Below are 19,934 nucleotides of genomic sequence, written 5' to 3'. Positions count from 1 at the left end.
GTGGAAAACATGGATTATTTTGCGAATAAACAAGCGACCTTACAAAAATCAATTGACTGGTGGAATCCAGGGAAAACAAAACAATGGCAAATAGATGGCGTTGATGTCGTCATCGGAAAAAGAGAAGGCTATTACTTTTATGATGTAGATGGCAAAAAATTAATGAATGCCCATTTAAATGGCGGAACCTATAATTTAGGCCATCGTAATCCAGAGGTAATCGCAGCTTTAATTGAAGGAACAAATTATTTTGATATTGGTAATCATCATTTTCCTTCAACAGCTCGTGCCCAATTAGCTGAAAAATTAGCAGCCTGCACACCAGAAGGCTTAAAATATACGATTTTTTCAAGTGGTGGAAGTGAAGCGATTGATGTTGCCTTAAAATGCGCTCGCTATGCCACAAAACGTAAAAAAACCATTTCGATTAAAAATGGCTATCATGGACATAGTGGTTTAGCCGTGTCATTAGGGAATGAACGTTACTCTAAGCCATTTTTAAGTGAAGGCGATCCAAGTGAATTTGTACATGTGCCGTTTAATGATTTACCGGCGATGGAGCGAGAGCTGTCCAAAGGGGATGTAGCGAGCGTTATAATCGAAACAATTCCGGCAACATATGGTTTCCCTTTACCGAATGCCAATTATCTATCAGGGGTAAAGGCCTTGTGTGAGCGCTACGGTGCACTATATATTGCAGACGAAGTGCAAACTGGATTAATGAGAACTGGGAAGCTATGGGGTATTGATCATTATGGTGTGAAGCCGGATATACTAGTGACAGCCAAAGGTTTAAGTGGAGGTATTTACCCAATTGCAGCAACCGTTGTAAATGAACGAGCTGGCGGTTGGATGGAGGAGGATGGACTAGCCCATATTTCTACTTTCGGTGGTGCTGAGCTTGGATGTTTTGTTGCCATGAAGGTATTAGAAATTTCCCAACGACCAGAAGTAGTTAAAAATGTGGAATATGTCGCACGTTATTTACGTTCAGGCTTAGAGCGTATCCAACAGAAATTTCCGGATTTCTTTGTTGGCATTCGTCAATTAGGAGTTGTCATGGGGCTAGAGTTTAATCATCCTGAAGGGGCAAAGCATGTAATGAGCTCCCTGTACAAGCATGGAGTGTGGGCAATTTATTCAATGCTCGATACACGAGTTCTTCAATTTAAACCAGGCTTATTATGCGATAAAGCATACTGTGATGAGTTACTTGAAAAATGTGAAGCAGGTATTAAAGAGGCTGCACAGCTTGTAAAGTTTGCACGTTATTGAAGGGGTAGAAAGATTGGCGATTTGTAAACAAGGGGGTTTTCAAATGGGACAAATGGATTTCTTAGATTTAGAAGCTGTACTATCTAATTTTCATCAAGCTGCGCATGATGCCTTGAAGGAATTCAGCTGTTTAGCAGGCGCATCTTGTAAAATGATTGATTATTCCGAAAACTCTACGTATTTAGTAGAGGATGGACAAGGTAAAAAGTATATTTTGAGAATTAGTCGACCAAATTATCATAAAAAAGAAGAAATAGAAGCGGAGATTGCTTGGTTAAACTCATTACACGAGCAATCTCCCATCGATGTATCATTACCAATTCGAGCAGATGACGGTGACTACGTACATGCTCATAAATTAAATGACATCATCTATTATAGCACGTTATTTACATTTTTGGAGGGAAATGCACCGGATGAAAATAACGAAGAAGATTTAATTCAACAATTTGAAACATTAGGAACAATTACCGCGATGTTCCATAAACATACAATTGAGCAGCATGAGTATTATAAAGACTTTAAACGAATGACGTGGGATTATGACACGATTGTAGGAAACTCACCGAAATGGGCTAGGTGGCAGGATGGCCTTGGTATGACACCGTCACGATTAGCTTTATATGAAGAAGCATCTCTTATTATTAAAAAGAAGTTAGAAGCGTTTGGTAAAAGTAAGACAAGATTTGGACTAATACACTCAGATCTACGTCTAGCCAATTTATTAATTTGTGGAGATGAAATAAAGGTTATCGATTTTGATGATTGTGGCTTTGGTTGGTTTTTATATGATTTAGCCACGTCAGTAAGCTTTATAGAGCATATGCCTTACCTAGATGATTTAATTGCTTCTTGGTTAAAAGGCTATAGTAAAATAAGAACCTTAACGGATGAAGAAATTGAAATGATTCCAACTTTTATTTTAATGAGAAGACTACAGCTTATTTCTTGGATAGGTAGCCGCGATAATGAAACAACAAGATTACTAGGTGAAAACTATACAGTGCAGAGTGATGCTTTAATGAATGCATATTTGGAAAAAAGTAGAGTACTGTAACATCTAAATATGAGAAAAGGTGGCGAATGATATGTCTTCTAAAAAGGGTGAAATAATTGTATTAAAGAAAGCCCTTACACCGATTCATTTATGGACAATTGGTGTTGGGATTGTTATTTCAGGAAATTATTTTGGTTGGAATTTTGGGTTAAGTCAATCTGGCTACTTAGGGATGCTAATCGCTACACTCTTCATGGCTATTATGTATTTAACGATGACCTTAGGAATCTCAGAATTATCGACGATGTTACCGTATGCAGGTGGCCCATACTCTTTTGCTAGACGTGCAATGGGAAGATATATTGGCTTTATTACAGGGATTGGCGTTGTGCTTCAATATGTGATTGCTGCACCGATTATTGCCATTGGTATAGGTGGTTATATAAGCTTTTTATTCCCATCCGTTCCGACAGTAGTAGCAGCAGCTTTCATGTATGCCCTATTTATGGGTGTCCATATTATCGGTATAAAGGAATATGCAACAATTGAAATGGTGCTCGTCTTTATAGCACTTGGATTATTAGTATTAATGTATTTTGTTGGATTACCACAAATTAATGTGGCTCATTTATTCCCTGAAAATGGTGATTTAATACCTGGTGGATTTAAAGGGGTTTGGTCTGCCTTGCCATATGCTATGTGGTTATTTTTAGCCATTGAGATGCTACCAATGCTATCTGAGGAGACGAGAGATGTACAAAAGGACATGCCAAAGGGCTTAATCTCCGGAATGATTACGTTATTAGTGTTGTCCGTTTTAACGACAACTGTGGCAATAGGTCTTGCTGGTATAGATGTTATGACTGTTGCGGAAGATCCACTTCCAGCAGCAATTGCAGCGGCGTTTGGTAATACGTACTGGCTAGCTCAAATTTTAGCTTCTGTAGGATTAGTAGGATTAATTGCTAGTTTCTCAGGTGTTATCTTAGCTTATTCACGTCAAGTTTACGCATTATCTAGAGCAGGTTATTTACCAAGCATTTTAGCAAAGATGCATAAAAAGCGTCAGACACCTTATATGGCAATTATTTTACCAGGCTTTATCGGCTTAGCGCTTGTTATCCTATTCAATCCTGATGATCTCATTTTAATTTCTACATTCGGGGCATTAGTGTCTTATATTACGATGAATTTATCAGTGTTGATTTTACGTAAAAAAGAGCCAAATCTTGTAAGAACATTTAAAACACCCTTATATCCATTTACACCAATTGTTTCTCTTGTGCTAGCAATTATTGCTATCTTTGCAAGCTTCTTTGCCAATTTTACATTTTTCATCGTGTCGTTAGCTGTTTTTGCTGTTGCAAGTATCTACTATTGGATTTGGGCTCGTCATCAAATTAATGAGGATGCTCCAGAAGAACGTTTTGCTAAAGAAGCGACTACTTCGCATGAAAGTCAGATTACTGCAGCGCCCATTGAAGCAATTAGAGAATAGAGTAAAAGGATGTGTCCTCCAATGAATCAAGTAGAATGGATTATTTTTGATAAGGATGGAACCATTATTGAAATGGATTCCTTATGGATAGCATGGGCCACAAATTTTTACCTCAATTTAACTGAAAATTCGGATTTTGAAGTTGGTTTTACATTACAGGAGTTTTTAAAAAATATAGGTGTAAAAGACAATGGTCGCTCCATTGATCCAACAAGTCCATTAGCCATTGGAAGTATACAAGAAGCAGAAACGATTGTTGCCTATTTACTTTATCAAGAAGGTATAGCATGGAGTAAGGGTGTGACAATGGCGAGAGCTGCAGCAAGTTTAGCTACTACTAAACAAGAGCATGTAACTGTAAAAGAACTACCAGGTATTCGACGGCTATTAATGGCTTTAAAAAATAATGGGATAAAATTAGGCGTTATCACGGCTGATTTAACTGCTCGAGCGGAGAACCATCTTAAACAGCTAGGTATTCTAGAGCAATTTGAATTTGTTTTAGGAAGTGATCAAGCAGTTTATAGTAAGCCATTTCCAGATTTAGCTTATGTAGCAAGGGAACGTTATCATGTGCCACTTGAACGGACAGTGATGATTGGTGATTCAAATGCTGACATGCTTTTTGCTAAAAATGCTGGTATGCAATTTTCCATCGGCATTATCCCAAAAGAAGTTTACCCAAAAGACTATTTACCAGATGCTACAAAAATCATTGAATCCTATGATGAATCATTAGTAGCTATGTTTGTAAAAAAGGAGTGATTATATGGACCATCAATTGATTGCAAAAATTACTGAGTTAGTATTGGAGAAAATTTCACAAACGTCTCAATCGGGTGGTGGCTATCAAGGTCTAACACAAGGCGAGCTGCAGGAATGGCAGTCATTTCATCCGATGAATCCAAGCATAAGCATGTCTCAACAGCCTGTCGTTGCTGCTAGTGTTTACGAGGCTTTAACTGCGCAGGAATTGCAAAATTGGGATAGCTTACATCAGCAGCAAGCATTTGTTGTCTCTAAATCAGCACCATCCCAGACAGACGACTTAATCGCCATTAAAAAGTTTTCATGATGGGAGGATGGTCGAATGATAAAGGATCAAGATTTACTATCGATTCAAGAAGCAAGAGATGCTGTTATGGCAGCATCTAGTGCCCAAAAAAAGTTTTCAAGCTTTTCGCAAGAACAGGTGGATCGAATTATAGAAGCAATCGCTCAGGCAGCCTTTGAGCAAGCAGAGAATTTGGCCATATTAGCTGTTACAGAAACACAGATGGGTGTCATTGAGCATAAGAAAATAAAAAATGAGCTCGCTTCAAAAGGAGTCTATGAATCGATACGCAATGAAAAAACAATCGGTATTATACAGGAGGATTCAGTAGCACAGCAGGTAGAAATTGCTTATCCGTATGGGGTTATTGCAGCGGTATCGCCTGTTACAAATCCAACTGCTACGGCGATTTATAAAACACTAATTGCCCTGAAGGCTCAAAATGCAATTGTCTTTAGTCCCCATCCAACAGCCGTCAACTGTACGATTGAGGCATTAAAAATATGTCAACAGGCAGCTGTTCGTGCAGGTGCTCCAGAGGGCTTGATTCAATGGATTGCCCATCCCACATTAAAGGGAACAGAGGCATTAATGCAACATAAAGACGTACAGTTAATTTTGGCGACTGGAGGATCAGGGCTAGTGAAGGCTGCCTATAGCTCAGGTAAACCTGCATATGGTGTTGGACCAGGAAATGTCCCTGCGTATATAGATCGCACGGCAAATATAGCTCGTGCTGTCCAGCAAATTATGGATAGTAAGTCATTTGATAATTCTACTATCTGTGCAACGGAGCAGGCGATTGTGGTTCATCAGGATGTAAAGGATCAAGTAATGATAGCCTTAGCCAATAATGGAGCTGTGCTACTAAAAGGAGCAGATAAGGAAAAATTAGCAAAGGTTATTTCTCCTGTCCCGCGTACACTGAATAGCAAAATTGTTGGCAAACCAGCTACAGTCATCGCCAAAATGGCAAATATTAATGTCCCTTCATCTACAAGAGTATTAGTGGCTGAGGAGCATCTAATTGGCAAGGAGTATCCATTTTCTATGGAAAAACTATCACCGATATTAGGAATTTATACTGCCAATTCTCATGAGGATGCAGTATCCATTTGTCAACAGTTATTAGATGTTGGTGGTAGGGGGCATAGTTTAGCTATCCATGCTCAAGACGAGCGCTTTGTTAAAGAGTTTGCTGCACAAATGCCAGTGTCTAGAATTTTAGTCAATACATTAGCGTCTGTTGGTGCTGCTGGTGGCACTACAAGCTTAATGCCTTCCTTTACCTTAGGCTGTGGGGCATACGGAGGAAATATTACAAGTGATAATATTTCAGCCCGTCACTTAATCAATAAAAAACGAGTTGCTTATGGCATCAAGGAACTTTCGATTCCGAAGCCACAACACCCGAAAAATATACAAGATACATCTCCTTCATTTCAAGTAAATGAAGAAGCACAATTGAATGCAACCATGATTCAAAAAATAGTTGAAGAAATCGTCACGAAATTAAGTGTCTAGAGGAGGAATTTTAAATGAGTGTGGAAATTAATGGAGCATTGGGAATGATTGAAACTAGAGGGTTAATTGGATCTATTGAAGCAGCAGATGCCATGGTGAAAGCTGCAAATGTTAACATTGTTGGTAAAGTGCATGTGGGTGGAGGCATTGTAACGGTTCTAGTAACGGGAGATGTAGGAGCCGTTAAAGCTGCTACAGATGCAGGTTCTGAGGCTGCCCGTCGTGTTGGTGAATTATTATCCGTGCATGTGATTCCACGTCCGCATTCAGAGCTATTAGCCATTTTACCAAAATAAGAATTGGAGGTGTTTGAATGACGAACCATCAAACGCTTGTGTCTAATTCTGTAGCTGGAGCAATCCCCATTGCAGTATCAGCTCGTCATTGCCATGTCAGTAAAGAGGATTTCATTCATTTATTTGGCGCAAATGCTCAACTAAAAGTGTGGAAGGAACTTTCCCAGCCAGGTCAATTTGCTGCAGAGCAAGTTATTACTATTAAAGGTCCTAGAGGCCAAATTGACAAAGTTCGGGTATTAGGACCGTTCCGTCAGGAAACACAGATCGAAATCAGCCAAACAGATGCAATTAAGCTAGGTGTTTCCCCACCTATTCGAATGTCAGGTGATTTGGAAAATTCTTCACCGATAATATTGATAGGGACACATGGAATATTGCATAAAGAGAACGGGCTAATTATTGCACAGGCTCACATTCATATGTCCGAAACAGAGGCAGCTACATTTAATGTAGCGGATCAAGACATTGTGAAGGTAGAAATTACAAATGAGGTTCGCCAAATCCAAATTATGAATGTAGTTGTACGTGTGTCACCAAATTTCAGGCTAGAGATGCATATTGATACAGATGAGGCCAATGCAGCATCTATCACTACAAATCAAACCGGAAAGCTCATGAAAATGGGGTGACACAAATGGATATGCAAGCGTTACAACGACTTATTCAAGAAGTGGTCTCTACCATTGTGAACACAAATAAAAGAGTATTGATTGTTCATCCCCAGACAACAATCTCAAATAGGCAGGTTGAAACATTAAAAAGCTATTTTCAAGTAGAGGAGTGGCAAGCGGATACCCCATCCCAAATGTTTCATGACGCAACAGTTTTTCTTGAAGTAGATCAGTCTTTCATTGTCAGCAGTGCACAAGGATTGCCCCATTCCCCGGCATCCTTGTTCCTGACTGAATTACTTCTGAAAGATGAGCCAGCTATTTTAGTCCCCAATGAAAAAATGTCTGTTGTTTTTACTACGAATGAACCAAATGCTTACATGAAAATGCTTCTACAGCATATGAAAAGCTTACAGGAATTCGGCTGTGAGTTTCAATTATTCTCACAGCTAATTCCTTCTATCAAGGATAAGGAAAATCTCAATCATTACGATATCCAAGCAGATTTTATTACAGAGGAAATGATTAGGTCGTACAAAGGGCAGCAGTTGAAACTTCCATTTCATACAAAGATCACACCACTTGCCCTTGATCTGATTCATGAGAAAGGCATTCGCATTCTAAGAAACTAGCAGGAGTGTTGTTACATGACAAAATCGATTGGTATTGTGGAAACGAGAGGTCTTGCCATTTCTATTCAAATCGCAGACGCCATGTTAAAAGGAGCAGCTATTAGATTGCTTCGACAAGAAACAATTGATTTAGCACTTGTAACAATTGCTATTGAAGGTGATACGGAGGCAATTCGGGAAGCAATTGAAATTGGTACGAAAATGGCCAAAGCTGCTAACCAGTGGATTGCCTCTACTACTATTTTACGCCCTGAAGATGCTGTTAACGGTTTAGTGATGGAAATTGCTAAAAAACCGACTTAATCGCACAATCATTTGAAAAGGTGGGAGATGGATTTGAAAGTAGATTTATCTGGTAAGGTTGTTATTGTTACTGGCGGAAGTAAAGGAATTGGTAAAGGCATTGCGACAGTGTTTGCTAAGCAGGGTGCTCATGTCGTTATTGCTGCAAGAGGCTTAGAGCATGCGACGAAATTAGCAACTGAGCTACAAATATTGGGCTACTCTGCTTCTGGGGCAGCCGTTGATGTAGAAAGCTATGAATCTGTGAAAAACATGGCACAAGAGGTTGCTAGTAAATATGGGGCCATCGATATTTTATGCTCAAATGCTGGTATTTTTCCATCTGTCAAGCTAGAGGATATGAGCACAGACCAATGGGACCATGTGTTGAATGTTAATGCGAGAGGAACAATGTTTGCTGTGAAAGCATGTGTTCCTTATTTAAAGAATGCGGATTATGGAAGAGTCATTATTACTTCCTCCATTACAGGTCCAGTAACAGGATATGCAGGGTGGACACACTATGCAGCAAGCAAAGCAGCACAGCTTGGTTTTATGCGGACTGCAGCACTTGAATTAGCACACTATAATATTACCGTTAATGCAGTTCTTCCAGGCAATATTGCAACAGAAGGATTAGATGGTCTTGGAGAGGAATATTTGCAGAAGATGGCAAAGGCTATTCCATTCGGTGGATTGGGCAGTGTTNNTTGAGGATATTGCCTATGCAGCACTATTCCTCAGCAGCAAAGAAGCAGGTTTTATTACAGGACAATCCATTATTATTGATGGTGGACAAACATTACCAGAAGATGCTGAAGCATTTTAAAAACGTAGGGGGAATTGAAGGATGAATAATTTTGGTGCATTAGGAATGATTGAAACAAAAGGGCTAGTCGGCTCCATTGAGGCGGCAGATGCTATGGTAAAGGCTGCAAATGTCAATATCATTGGTAAAGTACATGTAGGTGGGGGGATTGTCACAGTCCTTGTACGTGGAGATGTAGGAGCAGTAAAAGCAGCAACTGATGCAGGGGCAGCAGCCGCACAGCGAGTAGGAGAACTGTTGTCTGTTCATGTGATTCCACGCCCACATGCAGAGTTAGAAGCGATTTTACCTTTGACTTAGAAGTGAGGTGGAATGATGAATCAACAAGCAATAGAGCAAATTGTGAATGAGGTCATTGCTGAATTACTGCAAACAAAGCAGGAAGCGCCGATTACACATTACGACATTCCCATCGGTATTTCAGCGAGACATATCCATTTGAAACAAGAGCATGTAGAGCATCTCTTTGGTAAAGGAGAGCAATTAACAGCAAAAAAGATGCTGTCCCAACCAGGGCAGTTCGCAGCTAATGAAACATTAATGGTTGTTGGTCCAAAGGGCAGTATTTCAAAGGTCCGTGTTTTAGGCCCTGCTCGTTCCTTAACACAGGTTGAAGTTAGCCATACAGATGCTATTGCATTAGGCATTCAGCCACCAATAAGAGAATCAGGCAATATTGCAGGATCAGCAAGCTGCACGTTAGTTGGCCCGAAAGGTAGTTTATATTTACATGAGGGTGTTATTATTGCCCAGGCACACATCCATATGTCACCAGAGGAAGCAAACGGGTTAAACGTTTTTGATGGAGAGTATGTTTCCATTAAAACGCAAGGTATCCGACCTGTGACATTTCATCATGTGAAAGTACGAGTTTCAGAGCGCTATCGTTTAGAGATGCATATTGATACAGATGAAGCAAATGCTGGCTTCCTAAAATCCGGAGCAACAGGTACTTTAGTGAAAGAAAATATGGAAGAGCTTACGTATAATTCCTCCCAAAAAGCAACTATCGTGCAGGCAAATGAAATTAATGAAAGAATAATTACTGAAAAGGATTTATTAGCCTTTCAGGGACAAACAATTATCGTTCCTCAATTTACGAGATTCACTGCACTTGCAATGGATGCGGTGGTAACTTTAGGGATTACTATACAGTATAAAGATGAAGGATGATGATGCATGCGTATAGGTACAGTCGTAGGGAATATTTGGGCAACACGTAAAGAAGAAGGGCTTCAGGGATTGAAATTACTTATTATTCAACCCAAAAAAACGGATGGACAACTTGGAGATGAGCAAATCGTTGCGGCAGATCGAATTGGCGCGGGTGTTGGTGATGATGTGATTTTAACGATGGGCAGTGCTGCTGTTCGAAGCTTTTCAAAAGAAACAATTTGTCCGATTGATGCCATTATTGTAGGCATAATTGATGCAACAGAGGGATCGTGAGGTGAAAGCAATGAAGGAAGCGATTGGTATGATTGAAACATTTGGTATGGTCGGCTCTATTGAAGCAGCAGACGCAATGCTAAAGGCCTCGAATGTCCAATTAGTCAAACATGAATTAATAGATGGTGGGATTGTGACTGTTATTGTTGAGGGAGATGTTGGAGCTGTGCAGGCAGCTGTTGAAGCAGGAAAAGAAGCAGTTGCTCGCGTTGGCACATTGTTAAGTGCACATGTGATTCCAAGGGCAGCAGACGATGTTTTTACAACAATCATTGACCATCCCCAAGCAAAACCAAAAGTAGAAAAAAACGTGGAAAGAGTACAGAAAACATCCTCCCGCAGTAAAGCTCAAGTAAAAGAAAGTGCCCAAAATTCTTCTACAGATGTTCAAAGTGAAAAATAAAATAGATTCTGTATCTATATCATAATGCATCACTGAAGGAGTGATGATAATGATATTTAAAAGGCCAAAGATCGCCATTATTGGTGCTGGTCATACAGGTGCCACTGTAGCTTTAATGGTTGCTCAAAAAGAAATCGGAGATATCATTCTAGTCGATATTCCAGATTTAGAAAAACCAGCTAAGGGGAAGGCGCTAGATATTTTACAAACAGGCCCAATAGAAAAGTTTAATGTGCATATTGCAGGTACAGCACAATATGAGGAAATTGCCCATGCAGATATTGTTGTCATAACAGCAGGTATTGCTAGAAAACCTGGAATGACTCGAGAGGATTTGATTACAACAAATGCCTCGATTATTCGTTCTGTAAGCGAAAATGTAAAGCGCTTTGCCCCAAACAGCTATGTCATTGTGCTGAGTAACCCTGTCGATGCCATGACCTATGTTTGTCTAGAAACAACTGGCTTTTCCAAGAATCGTGTTATGGGGCAATCAGGCATTTTAGATACAGCTCGCTTTAATACATTTATTGCAGAGGCACTTCAGCTAGCAGTAGAGGACGTGTCGAGCTTTGTTTTGGGAGGGCATGGAGATGAGATGGTGCCACTTGTGCGCTATACGTATGTCGGTGGAATCCCGCTCGAAAAAATGCTGCCAAAAGCACAAATCCAACAATTAGTGGAACGGACACGGAAAGGTGGCGGCGAAATTGTGGAGCTTCTTGGCAATGGTAGTGCCTATTACGCGCCAGCAGCATCAATTGTCCAAATGATAGAAGCCATCATCAAGGATAAACGAAAAGTGATGCCCGTTATCGCTTATTTACAGGGTGAATACCATGTAACCGATGCTTGTATTGGTGTACCAGTTGTTCTTGGTGGGAATGGGATAGAAAGTGTTATCGAATTACACTTAAACGAAGAGGAGCATCAGGCATTCAGCAAGTCTGTTCAGGCTGTCAAACATACCTTAAATTATATTAAATGAATCATTTACCATCTAATAAGGAAGGTGTATTAGATGGTTTTTTACATACTTAGCGAAAGCAGCTTAACATTAACACAATGTTAGATTGCTTTCGTTTTTCATAATTTTCTTTCAATAAATGAAAGATTTCTGTACAATTAGTAGGTTAAAGTCGGAAGCTTAAAACAAAGGAAGTTGCCATTAGTCATTGTTAGTAGCCAAGTCTCTTATTTGAGGTAGAAAAAGTGCTAGAAAATATTAATGCTTGAGAACATTCCAGCCAAGTAAGGATTTTTTAACCAGCATTACCATTCAAATGGGTGGATTGTGTGTTTGACTAGCTAGGTTGGAGCTTTATTAATTAGAGGATAATGAAATTCAAAAAACATCATGGGATTCATTTATCGAACAGAATTACGCAATTTTTCTGTAAAATAAACTATGATAAAAATTAAAAAAGGGGAATTGCATATGAATAAAAGACAGTGGAGAGTAGGGATTTTTTTATTTGATGATGTAGAGGTTTTAGATTTTGCTGGGCCATTTGAAGTCTTTTCTGTCACAGAAATAGAAAATGATCAGCAGCCATTTGTCGTAGAAACAGTATCAGAGAAAGGGAACTTAGTAATTGCTACTAATGGGTTAAAGGTACAGCCTGATTACAGTTTTGATAATGTTCCTAGATTTGATATTTTAATTATACCTGGTGGTCTAGGTGCAAGAGAACGAGAAATGTATAATGATAATGTAATAAACTGGATTACAAATCAAATGAAAACGGTGCAACTCATGACATCTGTATGTACGGGTGCTTTACTATTAGCAAAGGCTGGTTTACTTAATGGTAAAATGGCGACGACTCATTGGGCAAGTCTTGAAAGGTTAAAGATAGAATTTCCACAAGTCGAAGTACAACGGGAAGTTAAATTTGTAGATGAAGGCAATATCATCACATCTGGTGGAATTTCAGCAGGTATCAATATGTCATTTCATATTGTGAAAAGATTACTAGGATCTGAAGTTGCTCAGAATACTGCTAAAATTATGGAATACGAAATTATTATTTAAATTATAAAATGGCCATCAAATTAAAAAGCGTCACGAATCGATTTGACAACAACCGTTTGTCACTACCCAGCTAATGAACTTCTTTAAAAACTGATAAAAGTGAGGATTCAATGATGCTTATCAAACAACAGGAATTTTATATAAATGGTCTTCGTTACACGATTAGATCCGCTACTATCCCAGATGCACAAGCATTATCAGACCTAAGATTACAATTAGATGGAGAAACGGAAAATTTTGATCGCGAGCAGGGTGAAGCTTTTATCGATAAATCTGGATTTGAGCAGATAATTCGTATAGATACAGAAAGCCCAAGCAATATATGTTTAGTAGTTGTTGTCGATAACCGGATTATCGGATTTTCAAGATGCGAGGGATCAGCATTAAAAAGATTGGCGCATAAAGTGGAATTTGGTGTAGGTGTAATAAAGGAATTGTGGGGCTATGGCATCGGTAAGAACCTTTTACAAGTATCGATCGATTGGGCAGATGCCAACAATATAAAAAAAATAGCCTTACAAGTTTTAGAGACAAATGACAAAGCAAGGAGACTCTATGAAAAACTTGGCTTTACTGTAGAAGGTATTTTAAAAAATGATAAACGCCTTTCTGATGGCAAATATTATCATACTATGATTATGGGTAGATGGAAGGTCTAAAACCTTATGAGCTATTCTGTAAATAAACAAGAAGGAAGTGTGCTAATTTGAAACGAGAGGGGATTGTAGAATGGTATAAAGAAGAGGAGGGCTATGGACGGATCCTTCTTGAAGGTGAAGAAGTACATGTTTTCGTTCATTTTAGCTCAATTCTTTTGGATAAAGGCCGATTTCCTGATCATTTTAGATACCTTCATCAGAAGCAAAAAGTCACCTTCGATTTAATTGAAACATCCATGACAGGTGAACAGAAGTATGTAGCTGAAAATGTGATGATAATTTCTGACTAAAGCTTAATTACCCTGTGTAATGGGTGATGAAATTTTAAATGAACTAAAACATCTTACATAACATAGAATAAATAAAATGTTATAAAAGGATGATGCTTACATGTCAGCGAGGATTTCCAAAGCACAAAATGGCTCCCTTTCTAGGGGAGGAGGTACATCTGAAGGTTGGGATGATATTGATCGTTGGGAAAATGACGGGGGCAGAAGTCTTGATACATGATGAATATTTTTGAATCGAATGAGACTGGGGTAAAAACAAAATAATGTTAGACCAATTGTATCTTGGTCTAACATTTTTTTGATTCATGAAGAAACTCTCAACTTAATGAAGTAAAAATTTATTATCCATTTTCGATATTTTTCATAAAAATTGAAGTTATGCCCAGCCGCTTTAAAATGTAATGAGGATTACTTAAATTGAATTGTATCCATATAAGTCGCTGTTCCTTGTTCGAACTGAACTTTTACATGCATATAATACGTGCCTGTTGGATATGTGCCATCTTCATTTATAATCTTTTCAACCTTGTTCATTTGCTCATCCAAAAACACAATTTCACTGTGAAGTATATCCAAGTCATTAGTCATCAGTTTTACTTTTTCTGGTTTCTGGAGGGGAATAGCTTCATTAAAGGATGCTTGTATATTCGACAGAGGTGTTTCGTGTTCTTTTTGCTTTTTTCCTCCTGTTTTAATGTCAGTGTATGTCCAACTATATTGTTGGAGGTATAAGGAGAGTTGTTCTTCTTCGTTTATTGCAAATGCTAGTTGAGGAGGTTGTTCATAGATGGGTGGTCCAAGCGAGATAGGCTTTTGATCCTGAATAACCATCCCGACAAGTGTATCATTACCTGCAATATCTATTTTATAATGCAGGGTCCATATGTTCTTTTTAGCATCAAACTTTATATTGGTGATAATTGGGGTGTACTCAAGATTTTCTGCTACTTTAGAGAGGACCTCATTAGTAGAGAGTGTACTATTTAAGTTTGATGGTACAATTTGAATTTTATCTGTACTTGTTTGACCTGGATAAGATTCATTAATTGCCCCAGCCCATACTTTTACATAGTCACCCACAGCTAATTCCTTGGTTGTGGAAACCCATAATGCATTCACAAACTGTGGATTCGAATTATTTAAATAGACCGGCTCATTACTGACAACTAAGTATCTACCATCTTCTGCTGCTGTTATATATCCTTCCATAGTAGCAGAGCTTCGTTTGTTTTTGGTACCATTTGCTGTGCCGCAACTAGCTAAAATAAGGATTATCATACATACTAATATTATTTTTTTCAAAGCGATTCCTCCTATTTTCGAATTAGACGCTTTCCTTTCAGATAGGTTACTCTAGTTTTATCATCAAGTTGAGCATTCATGGCACATCGAACAAAGGACAAGCATGATAGGATTTTTCTCTAAAAATTCAGTTTTAAAGAAGACATTGTAAATTTTATTTAATAATTTCCATAATTTTGGTTGACATAAAATTTGTATTAAGCCTATAATACATTCGAAGTGTATTATAGGCTTAATACGTTTTTTGAGATGGTGTATTAAATGGTTAATACAGATGGTTCGATGAAAGCAATTTAATGCATAGTTCTTTATGAAAAACCAATGCATTGCCTATCATTTTGCGTATTGTGTATTAAGTGATTAATACACGGAATATTATTGCAAGGAGTTGAATTAATTGACTGTAAAGTTTAATAATCGAGATCCGGTTTATGTACAGGTTATCCGGCATTTTAAAGAGCAAATTGCCAAGGGATTCTTTGAACCTGGTCAGGAAGTTCCTTCAAGAAGGGAACTAGCTAATCAGCTGAAGATTAACCCAAATACTGCACAAAGGGCTTATAAGGAAATGGAGGAACAAGGATTGATTTTTACTGAGGGAAATATGCCAAGCTGTATTACGAAAGATGAAGCGGTCCTTAAAAGTGTCCGTGAAGAATTAATTATCGAAGCCGTTGACTTATTTTTAGGTTCTATAAAAGCCATCAATGTGCCGTTATCTGAAGTGTTGAAACTAGTGGAGAAAAAGTATGAGGCTGAAAGTGGGGAAACGGAGGAATCAATATGATCGAAGTGAAAAATGTCCATAAAAAATACGGCAGGAAACAAGTGTTAAAAGATCTTTCCTTTACTGCTAAAAAGGGTGAAATTACTTGCTTAATTGGGATAAATGGAGTAGGAAAGACGACAATCATGAAGGCTATTATGGCACTCACACCGATTAATAGTGGTGAAATTTTAATAGATGGGGAAAAAATTCGGAAGGATAGTTTTGAAAAAATAACTTTTATTCCAGATACAATCGCGACGCTGCCACAAATGAGAATTGATGAGGCTTTTACGTTCATGGCCGATTTTTATAAAAGTTGGAACCCACAAAGGGCAGAGGAGCTGTTGCAATTTTTTAAGCTAGACCCAACTGAAAAAATTGCGAATTTATCAAAGGGGAGTACAGCTAAAGTCAATATGTTGTTAGGCTTAGCGCTAGATGTGGATTACTTACTGATGGATGAACCATTCTCTGGTATTGATATGTTCTCACGGGAACAGATTGCCGAAGTGTTTACAAGCCATTTAATTGAAGAACGTGGTGTGATTCTCACAACCCATGAAATCAGTGATATTGAACATTTAATTGATAAAGCCGTACTTATTGATAATGGTGAAGTAATAATGGAATTTAGCGTGGAAGAAGTGCGTGAGAATGAAGGAAAATCAGTTGTTGATGTAATGCGGGAGGTGTATCGAGGATGAAAAATTATTTAAAGCTTGTAAACTTTGAAATAAGCCGATTTTTCAAATTGTATTTAATTCTAATAGGGTTGACAATAGTCTGTCAGTTAATTGGAGTAATTAGAGTCTCAAAAGGATATGTGGATCTAGCTGAAAAGGTGATGGATAAAAATCAACTATCAGTGAGCCAATTTATTGAGCAATATGGAACTTTTTCTTTCCAACGTTTTGTTTATTCTGAATGGTTTTTGATGTCAATTTATATTGGTATCGCCATGTTAATGATTTATGTTTTTATTATTTGGTATCGGGAGTGGCTCGGAAAAAATTCTTTCATTTACAGATTATTGATGTTGCCGACTGAAAGAATTACTATTTATTTCGCTAAACTGACGGCAATTATGCTTTTGCTTCTTGGTCTAATTACCTTACAACGATTATTAGTACTAATCGAAATACAAATTGTAAATAGTATTGTACCAGCAGATTTCCGAACATATAGTTATGGGATTAGTAATATAGATATATTTGTCTTACTGTATCCTAATACATTTACTGAATTTATCCTGATTTATGGAATTGGGCTAATCTTCATAGCAGTACTATTCACGGCTATATTATTTGAGCGGAGTTACCGTTTAAAGGGTATTTTCTTTGCAATCGTTTATGGAGTGCTTTCATTAGGTGTCTTTTTTGCACCTTTATTATTGAATGGTTTTTACCCACGCTATTTTTATCCACTTGAAATCATATTAATGGGGATTGTAACAAGCTTCATTGTTTTAGGTAGTACCATTTGGATCGCGAATCACTTGCTTAAACATAAAATAATGGTCTAATGGGAGGGAATGACAATGAAAAAATATTGGAGAACGATCGTAATTAGCTTAGTAATCGTGGCAACAATTAGTACTTTCTATATCCAAGGAGCAATGTCTTCTAAAAACGATGTAACCTTTAAATTTAAAACGACTAGTGGAAATAAGGAAGAAATTGAAAATCTTGTGCTTCAGGCAAGCTATAAGAATGGTGATATTTATCATCCGTTATACATATCAAAGGATGGTTCAACTAATCCGAGAAGCCGGTTTATTATTGAAGATTTAATAGCTGATCCTGTACCTATGGAGTTTGAAAAATATATTCAAGATTACCGCAAGTTCATGCGCGGAAAAGTATTTGACCCGAGTAACTACTTTGAAGATGATGCTCGTTTGATTTACACAGATTTTTCGGTTAAAAATAGACAAGTGTTAACACTTCAAATCGATATTCTTGACAAGCAGACAAACGATAGTACATCATTTGAAATTACTACCCCAACCCAAGCAAATATTAGCTGGATACAGGTGAATGATGTCTTTGTGAAAAATGGGGAAATAAAGATACTAGTAACGAGCTATCTCTATAACGATGAAGAGGAATTACACGTATATACGGTAAATGAAAACAAAAAGGAATTAGAAGTTGATTCAATCATTGCAAAATCAGAGCCAGGCATGTCCAGCATCCGCATATATAATGATTCCAATAAAATTCAAAATGAGCATTATTACTTATACAAGGTAGATAAATATAAAAATAAAAGTGAAGTTGCTGAGTCTGAAATTATTTCTAGCCAAGCGAACCTTCACAACAACCTCAATAATGAAGTTGAAGAAATAGATATTGCTAACAAATTAAAATCGGCGATGAACTCGATGATTCTTCATGGAGGAGAGGTATTCATTCCTGTTCATTCAGCCAACGGTTTAGAGTTGAATCGTTATAATATTAAAAAGAAACAATGGGGAGAGCCTTTACACTTTAACTATCCAACTAAGGCTAATAATGAAGAAGNNACCTTTTTTACAGCTTACAGGTAGTAAACTTTATTTAGTGAATCGTATTTCTGACGGTTATTCGTTATTTATCGGAGATTTACGTACAGGGAAATCATTGTATGAAGGTAAAATCATCGATGAAAACAGAGAAAATCTTAATAAAGATTACTCGCTTACTATCGATCAAATATATAGTATCTATTAAAGCTATTCGAGGTTGTTCAATTAAGCGAATCACGTAGGTAGCTAATTGGCTGAAATGAATTCAATAGTGGTTCATTCCAGCCAATTTTTAGTTCTTTGGTTATTGAGTTAATAACTGCGAAGTGTGAATTTAAGTGAAACCTTATCTAACACAGCAGCGATTAGTATCCCTACTGTATATCGAATTAAATCCTCTATAAGAAAACCTTTACCAAGTATTAAAGCCCCAAGCGTTGTTGCACGAATCTGATTGATCCAATTTTCCTGATATAGCTGACTAAATTCAATGCTGAAACTAAACAAAAAACTGAGCAAAATAGCTGTGAGAGTGCTCTTCTGTACTAGCAAAAATCGAAATCCAAAATAGACCATTATAGCCCATAGGACGTCTCCAGCGTTTTGAGCTACAAAGGGTGAGAGGGAAAGACTCCATTTTCTAGAGGCAAGTCCTAAAAAAATAGTGATTATAATCGTTATTAAATAAACTATTCGCATGTTTCGGGATTGTGAGTTTAAAGGTTTCAATAGGATCACTCTTTCAGCATCTTGATCGTATTCTTTTGCTTTCATTATCTCATACATGGTGGCAATAAAACTATTACATCTAGTTTCATAGCAGGTCATCGAGGACCATTTCTTTTAACGGCATCATTTTTATGATGAAATCGGGATCATATGCATATTTATTTCTCTTCTGCTTTTTCAAAATAAACGATTTCACATAATCTAATATGATGAAATTTTCCATTAACGACAAGAGCTACATGATCAATGAAAACATTATCTAGGGTACCTATCAATTTGCCGACAGTTGTTGTGATGACAATCATTAGCCCTTTATGTTGAATCAAATTCTCTATAAATTTGGGCTCAATAGTTGTCATGTACATAACATTTTTCGGTAATCTCATAGCTTCCCAGTGCTGTACATCTTCATTCCGATAATGTGGAGGGGGTGGGAATGAGGAGTAGGAGGGTGGGTAGCCATAGTACACAAATCTATTCATATGTTGTATGCTCCTTTGTCATAAGTAGAAAAGCATTTCTATAACTTATGACAAATAGCTATAAGGTGTTCCAATGAGCGGCGATGGTAACACTAACCTGCTCGTTTGTTTAATGATTACTTATATTTTCTGCTATTTTTTTGATACGGTGGCTTTAACTGATTAACTAAATAACTCATTCATATTCAGCAAGAGGAATCTGAAAATAGACTGTCATAGTAGAAAAGTAATGCGATTTTAGACATTCAATTAAAAGAAAATGTTCAGCAAGGAAGGAGAAAACTTGCTGAACATTACTGTAAATATGAT

The 19,934-nt window shown here is 37.6% G+C and carries 24 protein-coding genes and 1 pseudogene; 22 read left to right on the top strand and 3 right to left on the bottom strand.

Annotated elements, in window-relative coordinates; genetic code table 11:
- The first annotated feature begins 9 nt into the window (after positions 1–9).
- From B2R82_RS11080 to B2R82_RS10990, 19 genes and pseudogenes are all read left to right on the top strand, one after another.
- Positions 10–1,275 (top strand): aspartate aminotransferase family protein, encoded by a 1,266-nt coding sequence (locus tag B2R82_RS11080; protein WP_286924909.1) that lies wholly within the window; start codon positions 10–12, stop codon positions 1,273–1,275.
- 43 nt (positions 1,276–1,318) lie between these two features.
- A complete protein-coding gene (locus B2R82_RS11075; protein WP_286924908.1) occupies positions 1,319–2,332 on the top strand; it encodes a phosphotransferase enzyme family protein in 1,014 nt (337 codons plus the stop codon).
- Between the two features lie 31 nt (positions 2,333–2,363).
- Positions 2,364–3,770, top strand: a complete 1,407-nt coding sequence (eat, locus tag B2R82_RS11070) for an ethanolamine permease (RefSeq protein ID WP_286924907.1) — start codon at positions 2,364–2,366, stop codon at positions 3,768–3,770.
- A 21-nt stretch (positions 3,771–3,791) separates the two neighbouring features.
- On the top strand, positions 3,792–4,535 hold the full coding sequence (locus tag B2R82_RS11065) for an HAD family hydrolase (RefSeq protein ID WP_286924906.1): 744 nt from the start codon (positions 3,792–3,794) through the stop codon (positions 4,533–4,535).
- Between the two features lie 4 nt (positions 4,536–4,539).
- The gene (locus B2R82_RS11060) at positions 4,540–4,845 is read left to right on the top strand and encodes a hypothetical protein (protein ID WP_286924905.1); all 306 of its coding nucleotides are present in this window, start codon (positions 4,540–4,542) and stop codon (positions 4,843–4,845) included.
- Between the two features lie 15 nt (positions 4,846–4,860).
- Positions 4,861–6,348, top strand: coding sequence for an aldehyde dehydrogenase family protein (locus tag B2R82_RS11055; RefSeq protein ID WP_286924904.1), 1,488 nt, complete (start codon positions 4,861–4,863; stop codon positions 6,346–6,348).
- Positions 6,349–6,362: 14 nt separating this feature from the next.
- Positions 6,363–6,644 carry a BMC domain-containing protein gene (locus B2R82_RS11050; protein WP_053995836.1) on the top strand — a complete coding sequence of 94 codons (282 nt, stop codon included), beginning with the start codon at positions 6,363–6,365 and terminating at the stop codon, positions 6,642–6,644.
- A 17-nt stretch (positions 6,645–6,661) separates the two neighbouring features.
- Positions 6,662–7,276, top strand: a complete 615-nt coding sequence (gene pduL, locus B2R82_RS11045) for a phosphate propanoyltransferase (protein WP_286924903.1) — start codon at positions 6,662–6,664, stop codon at positions 7,274–7,276.
- A 5-nt stretch (positions 7,277–7,281) separates the two neighbouring features.
- Entirely contained in the window at positions 7,282–7,890 is a 609-nt protein-coding gene (locus B2R82_RS11040; RefSeq protein ID WP_286924902.1) for a hypothetical protein, read from the top strand.
- 15 nt (positions 7,891–7,905) lie between these two features.
- On the top strand, positions 7,906–8,193 hold the full coding sequence (locus B2R82_RS11035) for a BMC domain-containing protein (RefSeq protein ID WP_283872062.1): 288 nt from the start codon (positions 7,906–7,908) through the stop codon (positions 8,191–8,193).
- Between the two features lie 33 nt (positions 8,194–8,226).
- Positions 8,227–9,001 (top strand): annotated as a pseudogene (gene fabG, locus B2R82_RS11030) (3-oxoacyl-ACP reductase FabG).
- A 21-nt stretch (positions 9,002–9,022) separates the two neighbouring features.
- Entirely contained in the window at positions 9,023–9,301 is a 279-nt protein-coding gene (locus B2R82_RS11025; RefSeq protein ID WP_054771699.1) for a BMC domain-containing protein, read from the top strand.
- 15 nt (positions 9,302–9,316) lie between these two features.
- Positions 9,317–10,174: a phosphate propanoyltransferase gene (locus tag B2R82_RS11020; protein ID WP_286924901.1), complete on the top strand. Its 858-nt coding sequence runs from the start codon at positions 9,317–9,319 to the stop codon at positions 10,172–10,174.
- 6 nt (positions 10,175–10,180) lie between these two features.
- Entirely contained in the window at positions 10,181–10,450 is a 270-nt protein-coding gene (locus tag B2R82_RS11015) for a EutN/CcmL family microcompartment protein (protein WP_054771700.1), read from the top strand.
- 10 nt (positions 10,451–10,460) lie between these two features.
- Positions 10,461–10,853 (top strand): BMC domain-containing protein, encoded by a 393-nt coding sequence (locus B2R82_RS11010; protein ID WP_286924929.1) that lies wholly within the window; start codon positions 10,461–10,463, stop codon positions 10,851–10,853.
- Positions 10,854–10,902: 49 nt separating this feature from the next.
- Positions 10,903–11,841 (top strand): malate dehydrogenase, encoded by a 939-nt coding sequence (gene mdh / locus B2R82_RS11005; protein ID WP_286924900.1) that lies wholly within the window; start codon positions 10,903–10,905, stop codon positions 11,839–11,841.
- A gap of 450 nt (positions 11,842–12,291) precedes the next feature.
- A complete protein-coding gene (locus B2R82_RS11000; protein WP_286924899.1) occupies positions 12,292–12,888 on the top strand; it encodes a DJ-1/PfpI family protein in 597 nt (198 codons plus the stop codon).
- 113 nt (positions 12,889–13,001) lie between these two features.
- On the top strand, positions 13,002–13,547 hold the full coding sequence (locus tag B2R82_RS10995; RefSeq protein ID WP_286924898.1) for a GNAT family N-acetyltransferase: 546 nt from the start codon (positions 13,002–13,004) through the stop codon (positions 13,545–13,547).
- Positions 13,548–13,594: 47 nt separating this feature from the next.
- Positions 13,595–13,837 (top strand): cold-shock protein, encoded by a 243-nt coding sequence (locus B2R82_RS10990; protein ID WP_286924897.1) that lies wholly within the window; start codon positions 13,595–13,597, stop codon positions 13,835–13,837.
- 408 nt (positions 13,838–14,245) lie between these two features.
- On the opposite strand, the gene B2R82_RS10985 is transcribed toward B2R82_RS10990, so the two are convergent.
- The gene (locus tag B2R82_RS10985) at positions 14,246–15,139 is read right to left on the bottom strand and encodes a DUF3221 domain-containing protein (protein WP_286924896.1); all 894 of its coding nucleotides are present in this window, start codon (positions 15,137–15,139) and stop codon (positions 14,246–14,248) included.
- Positions 15,140–15,536: 397 nt separating this feature from the next.
- On the opposite strand from B2R82_RS10985, the gene B2R82_RS10980 reads away from it, so the two are divergent.
- From B2R82_RS10980 to B2R82_RS10970, 3 genes are read left to right on the top strand one after another with little or no spacing between them, the layout of a single operon-like run.
- The gene (locus tag B2R82_RS10980; RefSeq protein WP_283872075.1) at positions 15,537–15,926 is read left to right on the top strand and encodes a GntR family transcriptional regulator; all 390 of its coding nucleotides are present in this window, start codon (positions 15,537–15,539) and stop codon (positions 15,924–15,926) included.
- Positions 15,923–16,612: an ABC transporter ATP-binding protein gene (locus B2R82_RS10975; protein WP_286924895.1), complete on the top strand. Its 690-nt coding sequence runs from the start codon at positions 15,923–15,925 to the stop codon at positions 16,610–16,612. Before B2R82_RS10980 ends, B2R82_RS10975 begins: the two co-directional genes overlap by 4 nt.
- The gene (locus B2R82_RS10970) at positions 16,609–17,430 is read left to right on the top strand and encodes a hypothetical protein (RefSeq protein WP_286924894.1); all 822 of its coding nucleotides are present in this window, start codon (positions 16,609–16,611) and stop codon (positions 17,428–17,430) included. Before B2R82_RS10975 ends, B2R82_RS10970 begins: the two co-directional genes overlap by 4 nt.
- A gap of 1,296 nt (positions 17,431–18,726) precedes the next feature.
- Here the strand turns inward: B2R82_RS10970 and B2R82_RS10965 are convergent.
- Both B2R82_RS10965 and B2R82_RS10960 read right to left on the bottom strand, forming a co-directional pair.
- Positions 18,727–19,188 carry a DUF2809 domain-containing protein gene (locus tag B2R82_RS10965; RefSeq protein ID WP_286924893.1) on the bottom strand — a complete coding sequence of 154 codons (462 nt, stop codon included), beginning with the start codon at positions 19,186–19,188 and terminating at the stop codon, positions 18,727–18,729.
- A gap of 113 nt (positions 19,189–19,301) precedes the next feature.
- The gene (locus tag B2R82_RS10960) at positions 19,302–19,625 is read right to left on the bottom strand and encodes a DUF2642 domain-containing protein (RefSeq protein ID WP_286924892.1); all 324 of its coding nucleotides are present in this window, start codon (positions 19,623–19,625) and stop codon (positions 19,302–19,304) included.
- Positions 19,626–19,934: the final 309 nt, after the last annotated feature.

This window comes from Lysinibacillus sp. UBA6686, from assembly GCF_002455205.1.
GTDB lineage: Bacteria > Bacillota > Bacilli > Bacillales_A > Planococcaceae > Lysinibacillus > Lysinibacillus pakistanensis.
This window is presented reverse-complemented; position numbering and strand designations above follow the sequence as displayed.